Below are 21862 nucleotides of genomic sequence, written 5' to 3'. Positions count from 1 at the left end.
AAATGCAAATGAAAGGAGGAGGGCAGTGAGAAGACTATTATCTATACTTATAGTGTTAACAATAATTATATCTGGTTTCTATATAAATGCAGAAAAAGAGAATGTAATCACATTTGAAAAAGCGAAGTTAGAGCTTATTAAAAATAACAGAACATTAAAGAAACTAGATTATATACAAAGAAAAGCACAATTACAGTATAACAAGGCAGTAATAGCTTCAAAAAATATAGATATTAGTGGTTTAAAAGAAGAGCTAGCTAAATTCTTTATGAAGCTAGACAAATATGACGAGATGCTTATGATAATGCAAAGAGATTTTTTTCCCAAGCAGATGAAATATTATTGGTTATCTTCATATGACAATAAAATTATAACAGAAAAAAGTTTGATAATAGGATTAAGAGATTTGTATTTAGCTTTATACAATGCAAAGTTTGATATTAATATAAAACAAGAAAAGCTAAATTTAGCTAAAGAAAAGTATAATCAAGATAAAACAAAGTATATGCAAGGTTTAATAACAGAAAATGAGCTTGAAGAAGTTAATTATAGTCTGCAAAAGGCAGAAAAAGAATTAATTATTGCAAAAAGAGATTTGGAAAATATCACGAGAAGCTTAAATTCATATATAGGAGTGCCTTTAAATACAACTTACGATGAAGTTATATTTAAAGAAAATTTGAGATATATGGATTTAAAACCTGTTGAATATTATATAGAAAAAGCATTGAATGAAAGACTCGAGATTAAGAACCTAGAAAAGCAAATTGAACTCAAAGAATTAGAAAAAAGTATACTCGAGAAAAATGATGTACATAAGATATATACTCAAGCTAGAAAGGATCACGAAAATGTAGTAAGAGACATTCAAAATTTAAATCTAAAACTAGAGAAAGCAAAATATGAGATTGAGAATGAAATAAAAACTGCTTATATAGACATAAAAAAGGAAGTAAATAATCTTAATAATTTACAGCGAATGCTACAGCTCCAAAAGAGGAAGCTCAAAGCTCTTAAATCACAATATTATCAAGGTATGATACCTAAGATTTATATTAAAGAATTAGAAATTTCAATAAAAGAAATGGAAAACAGTTTAAAAATTATAAAATATAACTATAATACTAAGATGTTAAAACTTGAATATGCATCTGGTATCGGACCGGCTTACGGAAAGGTGGGTGTTAGATGAAAAGAATAGTTAGTATTATAATTTGTATATTACTTGTTGGTATTACAATAGTGTATGCTATAGGAGATAATTTAATATTTACAGTGCAAGACGCTCAAGAAACTGCTAAGATGAACAGCAAACAGATAAAAATAGATGACCTTGAAATAAAAACTAAGCAGAGTGAACTAGAAGAAGCTAAAGACGAGGCAAAAGAAAAAGGTGGTAGACCTGGAAGAACTATTTCACAGACTTTAGATAACTTAATTATTGGAAAAGTTAATCCTTTGATTGCAGAAACTAATTTAGAAATAGCTAGAATGAATAAAGATAATAATATTAAAGAATTAAAACTTAATGTATATAAATTAACTCAAGAGATTTTACTAACTCAAAAAGAATTAGATATTGAGAAGCAGAAATTAATTATTTTACAAGAAAAATATGAGATTAATAAAGCTAAATTTACTGAAGGGAATATAACTAATAACGACTTATTTAATTTTGAATACGAAATAGATAGTAAAGAAATAAAAATAAGAGAGATAGAACAAAATATTACAACCTTAAGTCTTGAATTAAAGAAACTATTGGATTTACCACTTGATGAAAATATAATAGCTATAAATGATGAGCTTAAAGCAGAAGTTTTAAAAGACTTTGATATTGAAAGTTCTATATCTAAAGCTTTAGAAAGTAATATTTCTATATATGAAAAATCACAAAATGTTAAAGCCAAAGAATTAACTTTAGAATTAACTAGTAAATATTATAATGAAGGAGATTCAAGATATAACGAAGCGAAATATGACATGGAATCTGCAAAGGTAGACCTAGAAGACACAAAAATAAATTTAGAGGTAGATATAAGGAATAAATATAATGAATTACAAAATTTAAAAGATCAGTTAGAGCTTGCTGAAAAATATTTTGATTTAATAAGCAAAAATGTAAAAATAGCTAATACAAAATATGAAAGTGGCACTATTAGCAAATATGAGCTATTACAATTAAAAGAGAAAATGTTAGATGCGACTTATCAAAAGTATTTAGCAATATATAATTATAATATAGCTAAACAAGAATTATTAAATATGGTAGATTAGACAGAGACTATACTCTGTCTTTTTTGTACCCAAAACGCTATTATAGCAGGAATTTCACGTAAAAGAAAGAATAATATACCTAGTAACTAAAAACTAAAGGGGTTGGTTTTATGAATTTAAAAAAAGCAAGATTTATGAAGTTATTTACTCTAGTTTTTGTAGTAGTAATTTTACTAGGTAGTACATCTTCATATGCTCAAATATTTACAGATGTTCCTGATGATTTTTGGGCTTTAGAGTACATAAAAAAGGTAAAAGATTTAGGGATTATTACAGGGTATCCTGATGCTACATTTAAACCTTATACAGAAGTAACAAGAACGCAGGCTTTGGTTATGATTGCAAGATTGTTCAAGACAGATGAAGATAGCATTAATGAAATAAAAGCTAAATATAAAGATTTATTAAATGAATTAAATGTGGAAAATTGGGCACAAGATGGAATAGCAGTAGCTTTAGATAAAGGCATAATATCTGAATCAGTTTTAAGAGAATTTTATATAAGTGGAAAAGCAAAAGAGCCTGCTACAAAGGATGAAATATGTATATACTTAACTAGAGCTATGGGGTTAGAAGAAGAATTGAAAAGCAGCCAAAAAATAATAGTATTACCTTTTAAAGATGCAGAGGTAATACCTCCTCAAATTGCACCATACGTAGATATGATGATACAAAAAGGAATAATTAATGAAAAAGGAGATTCAGAAGGTAAATTTAACCCAAAAGCACCTATGAATCGTGCAATTATGGCAAAAGTACTTTCAATAGCTTATGATTATATTAAAGATAATCAAGATGCTAGTGCAAATAATAATGATAATCAAATAAATGCAGATAATAATACGGAAAAGACTGTAGAAGTATCAGGAGTTATTGCAGATATATTAAATGCTACTAATGAGACTTATATTGTAATAGAAGATGAAACAAAGAAAAAGAGTGTATATAAATTAGACCCAGAAACTTCAATATTATTAGATGATGAAAAGGTGAGCATAGAAGATTTAAGTACAGGATTAGAAGTTAAGCTCAATATAACAAAAGATAATAAAGTAAAATCAATTACTGGAAAGAGTATAGAAGAACATATCAAAGGTACTGTTAAATTTATAAGTTTTATATCACCAGCAAAATTAACTGTAGAATATAATTTGAATGATGAGATTAAGAATGCTACATATTTTGTATCTGATGAAGCTAGTATTACTTTAGATGGTAAGGAAGCATTTTTATATCATATTAGAGAAGGAGATAGAGTTGATTTAGAAATTAGAAACAAAAAAATAGTTAAGATAGTAGCTGAAAGTAAAAATAAACATATAAATGGTGTCTTAAAAGAAATAAAATATGATAAGGAACCTATCTTAGTTATTGAAAATAGTGAAAAAGGTATACTAGAATATCCTATTGCGAATAAAGCTGTAGTAACTAGAAATAGTAATAAAATAGATTTTGTAGATTTAAAAATTGGCGATAAAATAGAAGTTGACCTTACATACGATATAATCACAGAGATAAAAGCAGTTTCAGTAAGGAGTGAAGATAAGGGTACTATAAGGTCTATCTTCATATCATCAACACCAGAAATAACTTTAGTAAATGAAGATGGTGAAGAAAAGACATATTTAGTTTCAAAGGATGCTTCTATAGAAATATCAGGAGACAAGAAAAGCATTTATGATTTAAGATTAGGACACTATGTAACTGTAGAAGTTGAAAGTAATGAGATTGTTTCTTTAAGGGCAGAAGTTAAAGAATTAAATGATAAATATGTAGGTAATATAGCGTATATAAATGGTGACATTGGACTTATTGTTATCGAGCAAAATAGTGGAGATTATAAAGAATTATACATTACTGAACAAACAAAGTTTATAAAATCAGATACTACAAAAATTAATATAAGTTCACTTGCTGTAGGAGATGAGGTTATAGCTTTTGGTAAAGAAAATAGCGGTGTATTTGGAAAATTCATTTGTGATACGATTCTTTTAGTAAAATAATTGAGTTTTATACAACTTTATATTCTATTTAATTATTATTTTATATTTTTAGCCCTTTCATACCAAGCTTTAAAGGGTCGGTATGAAAGGGCTATTTTGTAAAAATTTGTAGAAAAATGTTTAAATGTATTAAAAAAAGTACAAAAATATCCGATTATATATATGAACGCACTCTAAAAAATTAGAGTAATTAGGAAAGGAGGCTTATGATATGAGAAATTTAAAAAGTTTAATATCTATTTTACTAGTAATGCTGTTGGTTATAATAAGTCCTGTTTTAAGCCTAGCAGACAATGAGAAAAAGGATAATGTAAAAGATGAAGGAAAGTTATTTGAACAGTTTAAGGAAGATAATGATGGAGAATATGACAAAGAAGAGGTAAAAGACAAAGAAGAGGTAAAAGACAAAGAAGAGATAAAAGACAAAGAAGAGATAAAAGACGAAGAAGAGATAAAAGATGAAGAAGAGATAAAAGATGAAGAAGAGGTAAAAGATGAAGAAGAGGTAAAAGATGAAGAAGAGATAAAAGATGAAGAAGAGATAAAAGATGAAGAAGAGATAAAAGATGAAGAAGAGATAAAAGATGAAGAAGAGATAAAAGATGAAGAAGAGATAAAAGATGAAGAAGAGATAAAAGATGAAGAAGAGATAAAAGATGAAGAAGAGATAAAAGATGAAGAAGAGATAAAAGATGAAGAAGAGATAAAAGATGAAGAAGAGATAAAAGATGAAGAAGAGATAAAAGATGAAGAAGAGATAAAAGATGAAGAAGAGATAAAAGATGAAGAAGAGATAAAAGATGAAGAAGAGATAAAAGATGAAGAAGAGATAAAAGATGAAGAAGAGATAAAAGATGAAGAAGAGATAAAAGATGAAGAAGAGATAAAAGATGAAGAAGAGATAAAAGATGAAGAAGAGATAAAAGGTGAAGAAGAGATAAAAGATGAAGAAGAGGTAAAAGATAAAGAAGAGATGAAAGACGAAGAAGAAGTGAAAGATAAATTAGAAAAAGAGAAAGATACTATAGAAGAGAAGAAAGACCAGCTTGAACAGAAAAAAGAAACCTTAGAGGAAGAGTATGAAAAGGCAGTAGAAAGTGGAAACTTTGAGTTAGCAGAACAAATAAAACAACAAATGCAACAAATCAAAACAGAAATGGATTCTGTCAAAAAAGAAATAAAGCAGATCAAAGAAAAAATGAAAGAAATTATAAGAAATAAATATACACAGGAAGAATTAGAAAAACTTAAGAAAGTAGCTGAAGAGCTTGAGAACCAATATGAAGGGTATACAGTATTACCAGTCGAAAATATCATTACAAAAGGCGTTGAACTAAAATTTGATGTGCCTCCAGTAATAAAAGATGGTAGAACTTTAATTCCTGTAAGGGCGATATCAGAAGGATTTGGAGCAGAAGTCTTATGGAATAAAGATGAACAGAAAGTAACAATAATTAAAGATGGAAAAGAAATTATTCTAAAAATAGGTAGTAAAGTAGCATATGTAGATGGAGATGAAGTAGAAATAGACACGTATCCTGAAATTTTGAACGATAGAACCATTGTTCCATTAAGATTTATTGCTGAAACTCTTGGGTTAAAGGTTGAGTGGGATAGTGAAACTGAAACAATAGAGATTGACAAAGAGCCAGTACAAACTGAATTAGAACAGGATACTCAACAGTTACAAGATACAGAACAGAATACAGATTATGTTCAAGATATGAATAATTTATAGGATAATAATATATAGGATATAGAAACCACTTTAAAATTGATTTAAAAATAAAGATTTTATTCTACTTACCCCAAAAAATAAAAACACCCTCCGAATATATATAACAAAAGAAAGATAAGGAGGGTGTTTGTTGTGTTTAAAAAGATAGTATCTTTAGTAGTAGTTTTTACTATGTTGTTCTCAATGACTATTTCAGTTTCATTCGCAAAGGGTTGGGACAAAGAGAAAAAATGGAAAGAAGAAAAGTTTTTCAAAAAAATTAATGCAGTAATGTTAAGAAATAAGGTATTTGATGACTTAGAAGACTATCCATGGGCTAGAAAAGCTATTGAAAAAATGGCAAAAAAAGGCCTTATTAAAGGATATGGTGGAGGTATATATGCTCCTAGAAAACCTGTTACAAACTTAGAAACAATAATAATGTGTTTAAGAATAATGGGATGGCAAGATCAAGCAAAATTAGTAAAAGCACTTCCTAAAAAGTATAGAGGTAAAAAAGTAGGCGAATGGGCAAAAGGTTATATAAAGGTAGCGTACGAAAAAGGAATACTTGATGATGTAGATATGATGTATTTCAATCCACAAGGACCAGCTAAAAGACATCAAGTTGCAAAATATGTAATAAGAGCAATAGGTTATGAAGAAGAAGCATTAAAGCACATGAAAGATGAGTTACCATTTATTGATGCTCCAGCAGTGCCATTAGGTTCAGTTGGATATATATATTTAGCTAATGAGTTAGGGTTAATGAAAGGAGACCCTCAAAAAAGATTTAATCCTATGGGTACCATGACTAGAGCTGAAATGGCAGTACTATTTTCTAGATTAGATGACAAAGTAGACAGTAATGTAGATGACAAAGAGATAATAGGGGTAGTTGATGGAATATATGAAAGAAATTTAGCACTTAGAATAGATGGAGAATTAAGATTTTTCATTGTAGATGAAAATGCTATAATCTATGATGCAGAAAAAAGAATAGATCTTTCAGATATTAAGAAAGGATATAAAGTAAAAGTAGAATTACAAAATGGTAAAGTGGTATACATAGAAGTTCTAAAAAATAGGGATTTTGTTCAAAAAATAATAACAAGATATACAGGCCAAGTAAAGGAAATATCTAAAGTAGAGCCTAGAAGAATAGCTATTAAAGTAAAACAGATGCTTGCTATATTTGATGTTTTAAAAGGTGCTAAAGTTAAATTTAAAGGTGAAGAAGGAAGATTTGAGGATATTAATATAGGAGATACAATTACAGTAATAGTTGATAAGCAAAATAGAATAAGAGAAATTTTCGTTCATAGAGAAGGCGTTGGAATTGTGGATCAAGAGAAAATAGATGATGTAGAAGAAATAGATGAGATAGATGAACATGAACAAGAAATGGATCAAAAAGAAGAATATGAAATAGAAGGTTTTTTAACAGCAATAAATGAAAATAGTATAGAAGTAACTGTATCAAAAGAAGTATATGAGTTTGATGTAGATAAGGATGTTAAAATTAAAATAGAAGATGAAGAAGCTGATTTAACAGACCTTGTAGAGGGAATGGAAGTAGAAGTTAAGATTGAAGATGGAAAAGTGAAATCAATAAAGGCTGAAGAACTAAAATCAGAGATAGAAGGAAAGATAATCGCTATAACTAATTATGATTCTGGAATAAAATTAACAATTCAAACTGATAATGAAGAATATGAGTATATGATTAGTGAAGATGTTGAAATAGAAGCAGATGAAGAAGATGATATAACAATTGATGATTTAGAAGTTGGACTAGAAGGAGAATTTAAGATTGTTAATAACTTAATAGTAAAGATTTCTATTGAAGATTAAATTTAAAGCGGCCAAATGACTTTGGTCGCTTTTTGTGTATAAATTTAAAAAAATTTTCACAGAAATCATTAGATTAGAAGGAATAATTTAACATATGTAGAATATATTATTTATTAATAGGTTACAGGGGGGAGTTTTTTGAGAAAATGCAGACTTCTCTGTGTTGATGACCAGGCAGGGATAAGAATTTTGTTAGGAGAAATTTTTAAAAACGATTATGATGTTTTATCGGTAGGAACAGGTGCTGAAGCAATAGAAATGATAAATGACTTTAGACCTGATGTTGTAATATTAGATATGAAGCTTCAAGATATGGATGGTGAAGAGGTATTAAAAAATATACGAAGAATTAATGAGAGTATTTGTGTAGTAATACTTACAGGTTATGATGACATAACACAAAATAGTGACTTTGATGTATTTAAGCCAGATATGATTGTTCAAAAACCTTTTGATGTATTCGAACTAAAAGAAGAGATCAATTTACTAATGACAGAATATTTTGTTGTAGTGGCTGGTTAAAAGAATAATGAGTCTTATCAAAATTAAAGCGGCAATTTGTCGCTTTAATTTCTTGTAACAAATTGTCTTTATCTTCAGAAATTTAGTATAATTTAATTAGATATAAAAGTTATAGATCGTTGCCGGCTTTTCGTCTTTCGAATAGTAAATGGCGATTAGTGAATGACGAACAGCCAAAAATTAATTAAGGGGTGAGGAATATGGAAAAAGCTATGATAAGAGTTAGAATGAGTATGCATGATGCACACTATGGGGGCAATTTAGTAGATGGTGCTAAAATGCTTCAATTGTTTGGGGATGTTGCTACTGAGCTTCTTATAAGACATGATGGAGATGAAGGGCTTTTTGCAGGATATGAAGAAGTAGAATTTACAGCACCTGTTTATGCAGGAGATTATATTGAAGCAGTAGGTGAAATAATTAAAGTTGGAAATACATCAAGAAAAATGAAATTTGAAGCAAGAAAAGTTATAGTTCCAAGACCAGATATAAATGAGTCAGCATGTGATGTTCTTGAAAAGCCAATAGTAGTTTGTAGAGCAGTAGGGACTTGTGTTGTGCCAAAGGACAAGCAAAGGAGGAAAGAATAATGCAAAAACTTATAATCACAGCAGCGTTAACAGGTGCAGAAGTAACAAGAGAGCAGCAACCAAATCTTCCAATTACACCAGAAGAAATAGCAGAGGCTGCATATGAATCTTACATGGCAGGAGCGTCAATAGTTCATATACATGCAAGAGATAAAGATGGAAACCCAACACAAGATTATGAGGTATATAAAGAAATAAAGGAACGAATAGAGGCTAAATGTCCTGTAATATTTCAGCCTTCTACAGGTGGTGCTGTGTGGCATACACCAGAGGAAAGGCTTCAACCTGTTGAATTAAGGCCTGAGATGGCCACACTAAGTTGTGGTACATGTAATTTTGGACCAGATGTATTTATGAATTCACAAGAATATATGGAAAAGTTTGCAAAGAGAATGAAGGAGTTAGGTGTTAAACCTGAGCTCGAAATATTTGAAAGAGGTATGATAAAAAATGCTTTAACTTTAGTTAAGAAAGGTTTAATTGATGAACCGCTTCATTTTGACTTTGTTATGGGTGTTCCAGGTGCAATACCAGGTGAAATAAGAGATTTATTATACTTAGTTGAAAGTATACCTAAAGGTTCGACTTGGACTGTTGCTGGTATAGGTAGATATGAATTACCACTGGCAACTGCTGCTATACTACTAGGTGGACACGTTAGAGTAGGTTTTGAAGATAATATATATTATAAAAAAGGTGAATTAGCTAAATCAAATGCACAATTAGTAGAGAGAATAGTTAGATTAGCACATGAATTAGGACGAGAAGTAGCTACGCCAGATGAAGCAAGAGAAATATTGAGTATTAAAAGATAGTAAACGGCTTATTTAAGCCGTTTTTTAAATTGCAAAACTATCAAAGAAGGATTTATAAAACAAATGAAGAATAAACTAAGGAGGGAGGTGTACGGCTTTGCTAATCGATTCTAATATTGCTATTGCAATTAGGTGTGATATATGTGGAGAAATTACCATACATGATGTTTCATTGTTTGATTTTAGCAGAAGTAAAAAAATAAATTTAGAATGTGAGTGCGGGCAGTCTAGCGCAATAATAAAAACGAAGGATTATAAAAGTTTTTGGATAGAATTATTTTGCTTTGCTTGTCAGGATATTCATGTCTTTAAATACAGTTTACGAAAATTACTAAAAGGTAAAATAATTGCTAGATGTATAGAAACGGGAATTGAAATATCTTTTATAGGGAAAAATGATGATATAAAACAATTAGTAAAAGAATATGAAAAGGATTCTGAAGAAATCTTAAATGAATTAGGATTTTATGACTACTTTCAGAATTTTGATATTATGATGAAAGTTATAAATAGAATTAGAGAAATGGATAATGAAGGTAGGGTATTTTGTGATTGTGGCTCAGACAATATACAGACAGATTTATATCCTGATAGAATAGAGTTAAGATGCATAGAATGTGGCAGTGTACATTTGATTTATGCTGAAACAGAGGAGGATTTAAAGAAAGTATTAGAATGTGCAGAAATACAGATGCATAAGTACTCTTTTCAATGTATAGACAGTAGGTTTGGGAATAATGATAGGAATAAGAAAGGGTAATATGGGTACTAGGTACTGGGTGCTGGGTACTGGGAACAAAAAATAGAGGACAGGGAACAGAGAACAGGGTACAGGGACAAAAAACTAAAAATTGAAAATTGGGTACTGGGTGCTGGACAAATAATTATGTGGATAAATAGAGACTAATCTATTATAATAGTATGTGTTAAATATAGAAGGAGGGATATAAATGTTAGTATCAGGAAAAGAGATTCTTTTAGATGCTCACAAGAAAGGGTATGCAGTAGGAGCATTTAACGTAAACAACATGGAAATAGTTCAAGCTATTATTGAAGCTGCTAAAGAAACAAATTCACCTGTAATACTACAGGCTAGCCAAGGTGGATTAAAGTATGCAGGAGTTGAATACATAGCAGCTATGGCTAAGGTAGCAGCTGAAAGTGCTAAAGTACCTGTAGCTATTCATTTAGACCATGGTACAGATTTTGTACAAATAATGAAATGTATAAGAAATGGATTTACTTCAGTAATGATAGACGGTTCAAAGTATCCACTAGAAGAAAATATCGCTATAACTAAAAAAGTTATAGAAATTGCACATGCTGTTGGAGTATCAGTTGAGGCAGAGCTTGGCAAAATTGGTGGTACAGAAGATGATATAACAGTAGATGAAAAAGATGCTACTTATACTGATCCAGACGAAGCTGAAAGATTCGTAAAAGAAACAGGTGTAGACTATCTTGCAATAGCAATAGGAACTGCACATGGTCCATACAAAGGAGAACCTAAACTAGATTTTGATAGATTAAAAGTTATAAAAGAGAGATTAAATATGCCAATAGTACTTCATGGTTCATCAGGTGTACCTGAGGAAAGTATCAAAAAAGCAGTTAGCCTTGGGGTTAATAAAATTAATATAGATACAGATATTAGAATGGCATTTAATAAAGGAGTAAGAGATTTTGTAAATAATAATCCTAATGTATATGATCCAAGAAAAATATTAGGTCCTGCTAGAGAAGAAATGAAAAAAGTAATAATCGAAAAGATGATAATGTTTGGTTCAGCTGGTAGAGCCTAAAAAATTGGAGGTGCAATATGAAGCTCTTTATCGATACCGCTAATATTGATGAGATTAGAGAAATAAACGACTGGGGTGTAATTTGCGGAGTTACTACAAATCCTTCTCTTATTGCAAAAGAAGGTAGAGATTTTAAAGAAGTAATAACAGAGATTACAAGTATTGTAGACGGCCCAATAAGTGCTGAGGTAATTAGTCTTGAAGCAGAGGGCATGATAAAAGAAGCAAAAGAATTAGCAGAAATTCATCCTAATATAGTTATTAAAATTCCTATGACAAAAGAAGGTCTTAAAGCAGTTAAAGTTTTAAGCCAAAAAGGTATCAAAACAAATGTTACCTTAGTTTTTTCTGCTAACCAAGCATTATTAGCAGCAAGAGCAGGAGCGACTTATGTTAGTCCATTTGCAGGAAGAATGGATGATATAGGCAATAGTGGAATGGATATAATTAGTGATATAGTAGAAATATTTGATATACATGGTATCGAAACAGAAGTAATTGCTGCAAGTATAAGACATCCTATGCATATAATAGAAGCAGCAAAATTAGGAGCACATATTGCAACTGTACCTTACAATGTATTTACAAAAATGCTTAAGCATCCAATGACAAATAAAGGGATAGAGAGATTCTTAAAAGACTGGGAAAATGCTAAAAAGTAGCAGATAAAAGGATAGGTAAAGACTAATCTTTACTTATCCTTTAATTTTAGTATTTTAGATATAATTGTAGATTAGGGGAGTGAAAAGTATGATTTTAGATAGAAACTTATCTTTATCTTTAGTACGTGTTACTGAGATAGCTGCATTAGCATCAGCTAAATTCATGGGTAGAGGAGATAAAAATGGAGCAGACCAAGCAGCTGTAGATGGAATGAGAGAAGCTTTTGAGTTAGTAAATGTTAGAGGAACAGTAGTTATAGGTGAAGGTGAGTTAGATGAGGCACCTATGCTTTATATCGGAGAGAGAATAGGATCAGGAACTATAGATGATATAGAAGTAGATATTGCTGTTGATCCATTAGATGGAACTAGTTTAGTATCAAAAGGACTTCCGAATGCAATATCAGTAATAGCTATGGCTCCTAGAGGATGTTTACTTTATGCACCAGATACTTATATGAAAAAAATAGCTGTAGGACCAAAAGCAGCAGGGAAAATTGATATTACAGCTCCCATAAAAGATAATCTGGAAGCAGTTGCTAAGGCTTTAAATAAAGATATATCAGATTTAACAGTAATAATACAAGACAGACCTAGACATTATGAAATGATACAAGAAATAAGAAGAGTAGGTGCAAGAATTAAATTGTTTGGTGAAGGTGACGTAGCAGCTGCTATTGCTACTGGCTTTGAAGATACAGGAGTTGACATATTAATGGGGATAGGAGGAGCCCCAGAAGGAGTTATAGCTGCTGCAGCATTAAAATGTATGGGTGGAGAAATGCAAGGTCAGCTTTACCCAATGTCAGATGAAGAAGTTGAAAGATGTCATCAATTAGGTTGGAGTGATGAAGATATTAAAAAGATTTTAACATTAGAGGATTTAGTTAAAGGAGAAGAAGTATTCTTCGCTGCAACGGGAATTACAGATGGGGATCTATTAAAGGGAGTAGTATATTATGGTAATAACTTTGCCAAAACACATTCAGTAGTCATGAGAGCTAAAACAGGTACCATAAGATTTATAGAAGCAAGACATAAATTAAATAAAAATGACATACTAATTAGATTGATGAAAAAATATGGACAGATATAAAGTTTAGTTATTAGTTGATAGTCAATAGTTAATAGTCAATGATAGGCCTGATTAATTCAGGTCTATTTTTATTTCAGGGGACAGGGGACAGTTACCAGGGCACAGTTCTCTAAACCCTGTTCTCTGTCCCCTATTCCCTGTCCTCTATCCCCTGTTCTCTGTTCTCTGTCCACTGTTCCCTACCTCTATGCTATACTCATTCAAAAAACATTACATACATTTTGACATATAATATTGAAATAGAATATACTATAACTGTAATACTTTCATAAAGGAGGACACATTATGGATAGAGAATTAGCATTAAATCTTGTGAGAGTAACTGAAGCTGCGGCATTGGAGTGTGCTAGACACATGGGTAGAGGTGACAAAATAGTAGCAGATCAGTCTGCAGTTAATGGTATGAGGAAGATGTTTGATACTATAAATATAGATGGAGTTGTAGTTATTGGAGAAGGTGAAATGGACGAAGCCCCAATGCTATATATTGGAGAGAGAATAGGAAAAGCACAAGAAGGATGTCCCAAAGTTGATATAGCTGTAGACCCTCTTGATGGTACTACTGCAGTAGCTAAGGGATTACCCAATGCAATTTCTGTAGTTGCAATAGCTCCACGTGGATGCTTGTTACATGCACCTGATATGTATATGAATAAAATTGCAGTAGGACCAAAAGCAGCAGGTAGAATTAATCTTGATGCTCCAGTTGAAGAAAATCTAAATGCAGTAGCTGATGCTTTAAACAAAAGTATATCGGATTTAACAGTAACTTTATTAGACAGACCTAGACATAAGGAGTTAATAGAGAGAATAAGAAAAGCAGGAGCAAGAATTAAATTATTTGGAGATGGAGATGTTGCTGCTGCAATAGCAACTTGCTTTGAACATTCAGGAGTTGATATATTAATGGGAATAGGAGGAGCTCCAGAAGGAGTTATAGCTGCTGCAGCATTAAAATGTATGGGTGGAGAATTTCAAGGAAAACTAGTACCGATGGATGAAACTGAGCTTGAAAGATGTTATAAAATGGGCATTACTGATATTAATAAAGTATTGACAATGGAAGATTTAGCCAAGGGCAATGAAATATTCTTTGCAGCAACAGGAGTATCAGATGGTGAATTATTAAAAGGAGTAGTATATTACCAAAATAATATGGCCAAAACACATTCAATGGTAACAAGAGCAGAAACAGGTACAATAAGATTTATCGAGTCAATTCATAAGCTAGACAAAAAACCAGATTATGCGAAGTAGTTTTTTAGTTGCCAGTTGCCAGGGGACAGGGTACAGTTCCCTGACCTCTGTCCCCTGTTCTCTGTCCCCTGCATCCCCTTGACTTCTCAATAATAAAGTGCTAATATTACATTAATGAAGCCTGTCTAGAGATTCTTTCCCAACATATTCCCATATATTATGTTAAGACATAAATATTAATATAAGCTCTTATACGTTTTGGAGGTGAAGATTTGAGCAGTTCTGATTTAAGTAGTAAGAAGATAGATGAGCTCAGAAAGATTGCTAAAGAATTAGGCATAAAAGGGTATTCTAAATACAAAAAAGCTGAGTTGATTGAAGAGATATTACAGCATTATAAAAATGCAAAAACAGAAGAAGAAGTAGCAGCTAAATTAGAAGAAAAAGAAAGACATAAGCAGGGATTACCAGAAAGATTAAGTGAAGAGATAGATAAAAGTGATGAAATAAGTACAGCAGATGGGATATTAGAGCTTCATAGTGATGGTTACGGTTTTTTGAGATCAGAAAATTATCTTTCAGGTGCTGAGGATATATATGTATCTCCATCTCAGATCAGGAGATTTAATTTAAGGACTGGGGATAAAATTTTCGGTATCACAAGGCCTCCAAAATCAGGAGAAAAGTACAAAGCTCTTCTATATGTAAAAAAAGTTAATGGTGAAGATCCAGAGACAGCAAATAATAGGCCTGATTTTGATACTTTAACACCTATATATCCTAATGAGAGAATAACTTTAGAAACTACTTCACGAGAATTATCCACAAGAATAATAGATTTAATTGCTCCTATAGGTAAAGGACAAAGGGGAATGATTGTTGCTCCTCCTAAAGCTGGTAAAACTATCTTACTAAAAAAAATAGCTAACAGTATTGCAGAAAATTACCCAGACATAGAGATTATAGTTTTATTAATAGATGAAAGACCAGAAGAAGTTACGGATATGCAAAGGTCTGTAAAAGGAGATGTAGTATATTCAACATTTGACGAGCCTCCAAAGCATCATATAAAGGTAGCAGAGATGGTACTTGAAAGAGCAAAAAGGCTAGTGGAGCATGGTAAAGATGTTGTTATCCTTTTAGATAGTATAACAAGATTGGCAAGAGCATACAATCTAACAATACCTCCAACTGGTAGAACACTTTCAGGAGGTTTAGATCCTGGAGCTTTGCACAAACCAAAAAGATTTTTTGGCGCAGCAAGAAATATTGAAAATGGAGGTAGCCTTACAATATTAGCTACAGCATTAATAGAAACTGGAAGCAGAATGGATGATGTAATTTTTGAAGAATTCAAGGGTACAGGTAATATGGAAATTCATTTAGACAGAAAACTATCTGAAAAGAGAATATTCCCGGCAATTGACATTAATAAATCCGGTACAAGAAGAGAAGATTTATTATTAAATCAAAAAGAATTAGAGACAATATGGAGTATTAGAAAAGCTTTGAGTAACTATCCAACAGCAGAAGTTACAGAAAAAATTATTAATTTGTTAGTATCAACTAAGACTAATGCTGAGTTTATTGAAAATATGAGAAATAAGATTTGGGATTAATTTACTTATGTTTATTGAAATAAAATTATGAATATGCTATAATGTATTAGTTGAAAACTGGATAATCATATCAAATAAAATATTACAGCAAAGAAAGATTTTGGAAGAGAGGTGATTTCGGTGAAAAAAGGAATTCATCCAGAATACAAAAAAGCTAAAGTACACTGTGCATGTGGAAATACTTTTGAAACTGGTTCAGTAAAAGAGGAGCTTAGAGTAGAAATTTGTTCTGAGTGTCATCCATTCTTTACAGGAAAGCAAAAACTTATTGATAAAGGCGGACGTGTTGAAAGATTTAAGAAGAAATACGGTCTTGACTAATCAGAATATGTTAGAGAGGTTAGATGCCATAAGGCTTCTAGCCTTTATTTTTTGAAGATACATAGTTAACAGTTATTTGTTATAATCCATAGGAAATTATAATTTCAGTTATGTATATGAGCAAAATCATCCTTATAATTTATTTAAAACGAAGATTTTGTTAATCGATTTAAAGGAGGAATTTTAATGTACGGACCTAATCACCACGGTTGGATTGAAGTAGTGGTTGGCCCCATGTATAGCGGTAAAAGTGAGGAGCTTATAAGAAGGTTAAGAAGAGCCCAGATAGCACGCCAAAAAATTCAAGTATTTAAGCCATCTATTGACGATAGATATAGTGTAAATGAAGTTGTTTCTCATAACGGAGAGAAAATTAAAGCTATACCAGTAAAAAATTCTGATGAAATATATAAATTATTATCAGATGATACAGAAGTTGTGGGTGTTGATGAAGTACAGTTTTTTGATGATGGAATTATAGATTTATGTAGGCGTTTAGCAGATAAAGGATTAAGAGTAATAGTAGCTGGATTGGATATGGATTTCAGAGGGGAGCCATTTGGACCTACTCCTAATATAATGGCAATTGCAGAATTTGTGGACAAGCTAACAGCTGTATGTGTGATTTGTGGACATCCTGCAAATAGAACTCAAAGATTAATTAACGGAGAGCCTGCCTGCTATGATGAACCTACTATTTTAGTTGGTGCTAAGGAGAGCTATGAAGCCAGATGCAGATTGCATCATGAAGTTCCAAGAAAATAATTGTTACATAGTTATTAGTTACCAGTTGACAGTTGACAGATATCAGAGAAAATTAGTAGTAGCGGAGAATTAATTCTCCGCTACTAATTTTTTTATCGATTGTTGATTGTCGAAAAGCGAACAACGAATAGCCGAATTATTTTACATTTTTAATCTAGTACCTAGTACCCAGTACCAAGTACCTATTCAAGAGCTTCTTGTTATATTATAGTAAGATGAGTTATAATGTAATTATATAGAAGATATTATATAGAAAAAAATATAAGGAGTAGACAGGAGATATGATATCAAAAATAAAAGATGCATTTAAAAAACCTAAACACAAAACCAGCATAGGTGGTCAGGCATTAATAGAAGGAGTAATGATGAAAGGCCCCAAAGAAATAGCTATAGCAGTCAGAGAGCCAAATGGTAATATTGAGTTAAAAAAAGAGCCTGTAAACTCTGCTTCATCAAAGTATAGCTTTCTTAAATTACCTTTCATAAGAGGCAGCGTTATGCTAATGGAAGCAATGGTTGTAGGAGTTAGAGCTTTGATGTACTCAGCTGAAGTATACGAAGTAGAGGAAGCTGAGCCAGGAGTCATAGATAGAGCTTTAGAAAAAATATTTAAAGATAAAACTGAAGATGTAATGATTTACTTATCAGTTTTTATATCTTTACTTTTTACAATTCTTTTATTCATATTAGCTCCTTCATACTTAACTAACTTTTTAAAAACTAAAATTAGCAGCAATTTAGGGCTTAATTTAATTGAAGGAGTAGTAAGGGTTATAATATTTTTAATATATGTTTACAGCATATCTAAAATGAAAGATATAAAAAGGGTATTTGAGTATCATGGAGCTGAACATAAAACAATACACTGTTATGAACATGGAGAAGAATTGACAGTAGAAAATGCAAGAAAATATACTACTCTTCATCCTAGATGTGGTACAAGTTTTATTTTTATGGTAATGATAGTAAGTATACTTGTATTCTCATTATTTGGATGGCCAAATCCACTATTGAGATTTATATTAAGGATAGCATTATTACCAGTGATAGCAGGAATATCATATGAAATAAATAAATATACAGGTAGAAGTGATAGCAAGCTAGCTCAAATCATTTCATATCCTGGGTTGATGCTACAGAAAATAACTACCAGTGAGCCAGACGATTCACAGCTAGAGGTAGCTATTGAAGCTTTAAAAGGAGTATTGGTTGAAGATAAGGAGGCAGATCTTTGGTAAAAGATTATACTATAAAATCCTTATTACAAGAAGGTATAGAAATATTAAATGAGGGGGATTTTAAAACCCCTCTTCTTGATGCTCAACTTATATTATGTTGCGCACTAGGTGTTGATAAATTATATATTTATACACATAGAGATGAGAAAGTTAGTCGAGAAGTTGTGGATAAATTTTTTAAATTTATAAACATACGAAAAGAAGGTTATCCAATACAGTATATTATCGGCACACAAGAATTTATGGGGCTTAATTTTAATGTTGCAGAAGGTGTTTTAGTTCCAAGACCTGATACAGAGATTCTTGTTGAAAAGGTTATTGAAATTGTTAATAGCAGTTTTTTGAAAGATAAAAAGCGGGTTAATATTGTAGATATAGGTACTGGCAGTGGAGCAATTACATTAAGCTTGGCTTATTATTTAAAAAATGCATTCGTATATTCTATTGATATAAGCAAAAAAGCTTTAGAAATAGCATCACAGAACTGTAAAAAATTTGAGCTAGAGGATAGAGTACTATTTTTAGAAGGTAATTTATTTAAGCCTCTATCAAAACTTAATGTAGAAAATGATATAGATATTATAGTGTCTAACCCCCCATATATTCCTACTGATGAAATTGAAAAACTTCAGATTGAAGTATCCAAATATGAACCTAGAATAGCATTGGATGGTGGAAAGGATGGATTAGACTATTATAGAGAAATAGTTAAAAACTTAAGCAAATATCTTACAAATAAAGGTGTTATTGCTTTTGAGATAGGTTATAATCAAGGGCAAGATGTTAAAAAGCTTTTGAAAGATAGTAGGTTATTTAAAAAAGTTGAGATTATAAAAGATTTAGCAGGACATGATAGAGTGGTAGTAGGTGAAAATTTATGTCTATAATAAAACTATTTTTAACTTTTTTTAAAATTGGTGCTTTTACTTTTGGTGGGGGATATGCAATGATTCCTCTGATACAGGTAGAAGTAGTAGATAAAAATAAATGGCTAGACGATGAAGAATTTTTAGATACTATTGCTATTGCACAATCTTCTCCAGGTGCGATAGCAGTTAATAGTGCTATATTTATAGGATATAAGCTAAGAGGGATTATTGGAGCTTTAGCATGTTTGCTAGGAGTAGTATTACCTTCGTTTATAATAATTCTTATAATATCTATGTTCTTATTTAAATATAGAAATAATAAAATAGTTTCAAAAATATTTTTGGGTGTTAGACCAGCAGTTGTAGCATTAATTATATCAGCAGTATATAAGCTTACTAAAACTTCTAAAATAAAAAAGAATGCGTTAATTATTTCTATAATTACTTTATTTTTAGTTGTATTTGCTAATATAAGTCCTGTAATAGTGATTCTAATTGGTGGACTTGGAGCGATTTTATATTATCGGGTACTGGGTACTAGGTGCTAGGTACTGGGCCCTGGTAGCGTAGAATTAATTCTACGCTACATCGGCTTTTTATTTGTCGAATAGCGATCGGCAAATGACGAATAGCAAATGATGAACAGCGAATATCGAAAAGCGAATAACCAAAACGAAAAAGGTGGACTGCAATGGTATATATAAAATTATTTATCTCTTTTTTGAAAATTGGTGCATTTAGCTTTGGTGGAGGATATGCAATGCTTCCTCTTATCCAAGAAGAAATCATAACTAAAAATGGATGGCTTAGTTTAAAAGAATTTATCGATATTTTAGCAATATCACAAATGACACCAGGACCTATAGCAATAAACAGTGCTACTTTTTTAGGATATAAAATAGGTGGAATATTTGGAGCGATAGTATCAACTTTAGCGGTTATCATACCATCTTTAGTTATTATTTTGTTAATAGCTCATTTTCTAAAGAAATTTAAAGAATCAGAATATATTGACTGGTTTTTCAAAGGCTTAAGACCTGTAATAATAGGTTTAATTGCATCTGCAGCAATTTTAGTAGCAAAAAACACAATAATAGATGTGAAAAGTTTAATAATAACATTAGCAATATTTTATCTTGTTATCTACAAAAAGCTTCATCCCATATTATGTATAGTCATTGCGGCAGGTTTAGGAGTAGCATTGTATTAATACTAGTAAAAATTAAAAAAATATGCTATAATGTCTAGCTAGATAATTTTAAATAATAGATACTAGGGATTTGGTGCTAGGTACTAGTTTTGGCTGTTTGCCATTTGCTTTTCGCATTAGTAGTAGCGTAGAATTAATTCTACGCTACAGGGGGCTAACGAATAGCAAATGATGAATAGCGAATGATGAATAGCGAATGATGAATAACGAAAATTATCAGAGGTGAAAAAAATGTTAGAAAAATTAAAGTTCTTAGAAGAAAAATATAAAGATTTAAGCATGAAAATAAGTGATCCAGAAATCATAAATAAAAGAAATGAATGGCAAAAATTAGTGAAAGAACATGCCGAAATAGAACCAATAGTTATGAAGTACAGAGAGTACACTACAGTATCTGAGCAATTAGAAGAAGCAAAGGAAATGTTAAAAGAAAAGCTAGAAGATGATTTTAAAGATATGGTAAAAGAAGAAATTAAGGAATTAACTGAGAAAAAAGAAAAACTAACAGAAGAATTAAAATTACTTTTAGTTCCTAAAGACCCTAATGATGAGAAAAACGTTATAGTTGAGATTAGAGCCGGAGCCGGTGGAGACGAAGCAGGTATATTTGCTGGAGACCTTTTAAGAATGTATACAAGATATGCTGAAAGACAAGGTTGGAAAGTAGAAATAATGTCTTCGAACGAACAAGGAGTAGGCGGCTTTAAAGAAGTAATTTTCATGATAAAAGGTAAAGGTGCATATTCACGACTTAAGTATGAAAGTGGTGTTCATAGAGTTCAAAGAATTCCAGTTACAGAATCAGGTGGTAGAATACACACATCTACAGCTACTGTAGCAGTTCTTCCAGAAGCTGATGACATAGATATTCAGATAAATCCAAACGATGTACGTGTTGACGTATTCCGTTCCTCAGGACATGGTGGACAGAGTGTTAACACAACAGATTCAGCAGTTAGATTAACACACATTCCTACGGGGATAGTGGTTTCATGCCAAGATGAAAAATCTCAGCTTAAGAATAAAGAAAAAGCATTCAAGATTCTTAAAGCTAGATTATATGACAAACTTCAGGCAGAACAAAATGCAGAAATAGCTGAAGCTAGAAGAAGTCAGGTAGGTACAGGTGATAGAAGTGAAAGAATAAGAACATATAACTTCCCTCAAGGTAGGGTATCTGATCATAGAATTAACATGACTATATATAAATTAGATTCTTTCTTAGATGGAGATATTGATGAAATAGTAGATGCTCTCATAACGAATGATCAGGCTGAAAAATTAAAATCAGTACAGTAATTAGAA

At 31.1% G+C, this 21862-nt stretch carries 21 protein-coding genes; all 21 read left to right on the top strand.

Going from position 1 to position 21862, the window contains the following annotated elements; genetic code table 11:
* The first annotated feature begins 25 nt into the window (after nucleotides 1-25).
* The 21 genes from TR13x_RS04960 (at nucleotide 26) to prfA (ending at nucleotide 21856) form a co-directional block, all read left to right on the top strand.
* On the top strand, nucleotides 26-1192 hold the full coding sequence (locus TR13x_RS04960; protein WP_054870796.1) for a TolC family protein: 1167 nt from the start codon (nucleotides 26-28) through the stop codon (nucleotides 1190-1192).
* Nucleotides 1189-2277: a TolC family protein gene (locus TR13x_RS04955; RefSeq protein WP_054870795.1), complete on the top strand. Its 1089-nt coding sequence runs from the start codon at nucleotides 1189-1191 to the stop codon at nucleotides 2275-2277. The genes TR13x_RS04960 and TR13x_RS04955 overlap by 4 nt, the downstream gene beginning before the upstream one ends.
* A 110-nt stretch (nucleotides 2278-2387) precedes the next feature.
* On the top strand, nucleotides 2388-4280 hold the full coding sequence (locus TR13x_RS04950; RefSeq protein ID WP_054870794.1) for an S-layer homology domain-containing protein: 1893 nt from the start codon (nucleotides 2388-2390) through the stop codon (nucleotides 4278-4280).
* A gap of 211 nt (nucleotides 4281-4491) precedes the next feature.
* Nucleotides 4492-6018, top strand: a complete 1527-nt coding sequence (locus tag TR13x_RS11155) for a copper amine oxidase N-terminal domain-containing protein (RefSeq protein WP_054870793.1) — start codon at nucleotides 4492-4494, stop codon at nucleotides 6016-6018.
* A gap of 132 nt (nucleotides 6019-6150) precedes the next feature.
* Complete coding sequence (locus TR13x_RS04940; protein ID WP_054870792.1) at nucleotides 6151-7851, top strand: S-layer homology domain-containing protein; 1701 nt, start codon at nucleotides 6151-6153, stop codon at nucleotides 7849-7851.
* A gap of 138 nt (nucleotides 7852-7989) precedes the next feature.
* Complete coding sequence (locus TR13x_RS04935) at nucleotides 7990-8373, top strand: response regulator (RefSeq protein ID WP_054870791.1); 384 nt, start codon at nucleotides 7990-7992, stop codon at nucleotides 8371-8373.
* A gap of 200 nt (nucleotides 8374-8573) precedes the next feature.
* A complete protein-coding gene (locus TR13x_RS04930; RefSeq protein WP_054870790.1) occupies nucleotides 8574-8963 on the top strand; it encodes a hotdog domain-containing protein in 390 nt (129 codons plus the stop codon).
* Nucleotides 8963-9778, top strand: coding sequence for a 3-keto-5-aminohexanoate cleavage protein (locus TR13x_RS04925; RefSeq protein ID WP_054870789.1), 816 nt, complete (start codon nucleotides 8963-8965; stop codon nucleotides 9776-9778). Before TR13x_RS04930 ends, TR13x_RS04925 begins: the two co-directional genes overlap by 1 nt.
* A gap of 97 nt (nucleotides 9779-9875) precedes the next feature.
* On the top strand, nucleotides 9876-10538 hold the full coding sequence (locus TR13x_RS04920; protein WP_054870788.1) for a hypothetical protein: 663 nt from the start codon (nucleotides 9876-9878) through the stop codon (nucleotides 10536-10538).
* A gap of 190 nt (nucleotides 10539-10728) precedes the next feature.
* On the top strand, nucleotides 10729-11580 hold the full coding sequence (locus tag TR13x_RS04915) for a class II fructose-1,6-bisphosphate aldolase (protein ID WP_054870787.1): 852 nt from the start codon (nucleotides 10729-10731) through the stop codon (nucleotides 11578-11580).
* A gap of 17 nt (nucleotides 11581-11597) precedes the next feature.
* The gene (gene fsa, locus TR13x_RS04910) at nucleotides 11598-12242 is read left to right on the top strand and encodes a fructose-6-phosphate aldolase (protein ID WP_054870786.1); all 645 of its coding nucleotides are present in this window, start codon (nucleotides 11598-11600) and stop codon (nucleotides 12240-12242) included.
* A gap of 88 nt (nucleotides 12243-12330) precedes the next feature.
* Nucleotides 12331-13338, top strand: coding sequence for a class II fructose-bisphosphatase (glpX, locus tag TR13x_RS04905; protein WP_054870785.1), 1008 nt, complete (start codon nucleotides 12331-12333; stop codon nucleotides 13336-13338).
* A 285-nt stretch (nucleotides 13339-13623) separates the two neighbouring features.
* Nucleotides 13624-14595 (top strand): class II fructose-bisphosphatase, encoded by a 972-nt coding sequence (gene glpX / locus TR13x_RS04900; protein ID WP_054870784.1) that lies wholly within the window; start codon nucleotides 13624-13626, stop codon nucleotides 14593-14595.
* Nucleotides 14596-14807: 212 nt separating this feature from the next.
* Nucleotides 14808-16154 carry a transcription termination factor Rho gene (gene rho, locus TR13x_RS04895; protein ID WP_054870783.1) on the top strand — a complete coding sequence of 449 codons (1347 nt, stop codon included), beginning with the start codon at nucleotides 14808-14810 and terminating at the stop codon, nucleotides 16152-16154.
* A 120-nt stretch (nucleotides 16155-16274) separates the two neighbouring features.
* The gene (gene rpmE / locus TR13x_RS04890) at nucleotides 16275-16475 is read left to right on the top strand and encodes a 50S ribosomal protein L31 (protein ID WP_054870782.1); all 201 of its coding nucleotides are present in this window, start codon (nucleotides 16275-16277) and stop codon (nucleotides 16473-16475) included.
* A 186-nt stretch (nucleotides 16476-16661) separates the two neighbouring features.
* The gene (locus tag TR13x_RS04885) at nucleotides 16662-17240 is read left to right on the top strand and encodes a thymidine kinase (RefSeq protein WP_054870781.1); all 579 of its coding nucleotides are present in this window, start codon (nucleotides 16662-16664) and stop codon (nucleotides 17238-17240) included.
* Between the two features lie 281 nt (nucleotides 17241-17521).
* Entirely contained in the window at nucleotides 17522-18478 is a 957-nt protein-coding gene (locus TR13x_RS04880) for a DUF1385 domain-containing protein (protein WP_054870780.1), read from the top strand.
* On the top strand, nucleotides 18472-19365 hold the full coding sequence (gene prmC / locus TR13x_RS04875; protein ID WP_054870779.1) for a peptide chain release factor N(5)-glutamine methyltransferase: 894 nt from the start codon (nucleotides 18472-18474) through the stop codon (nucleotides 19363-19365). Before TR13x_RS04880 ends, prmC begins: the two co-directional genes overlap by 7 nt.
* A complete protein-coding gene (locus tag TR13x_RS04870) occupies nucleotides 19356-19895 on the top strand; it encodes a chromate transporter (RefSeq protein ID WP_054870778.1) in 540 nt (179 codons plus the stop codon). The genes prmC and TR13x_RS04870 overlap by 10 nt, the downstream gene beginning before the upstream one ends.
* A 143-nt stretch (nucleotides 19896-20038) precedes the next feature.
* Entirely contained in the window at nucleotides 20039-20557 is a 519-nt protein-coding gene (locus TR13x_RS04865) for a chromate transporter (protein ID WP_054870777.1), read from the top strand.
* 231 nt (nucleotides 20558-20788) lie between these two features.
* Nucleotides 20789-21856, top strand: coding sequence for a peptide chain release factor 1 (gene prfA / locus TR13x_RS04860; protein ID WP_054870776.1), 1068 nt, complete (start codon nucleotides 20789-20791; stop codon nucleotides 21854-21856).
* The last annotated feature ends 6 nt before the right edge of the window (nucleotides 21857-21862 follow it).

The sequence above is a fragment of the Caloranaerobacter sp. TR13 genome, from assembly GCF_001316435.1.
In the GTDB taxonomy this organism is placed as follows: domain Bacteria; phylum Bacillota; class Clostridia; order Tissierellales; family Thermohalobacteraceae; genus Caloranaerobacter.
This window is presented reverse-complemented; position numbering and strand designations above follow the sequence as displayed.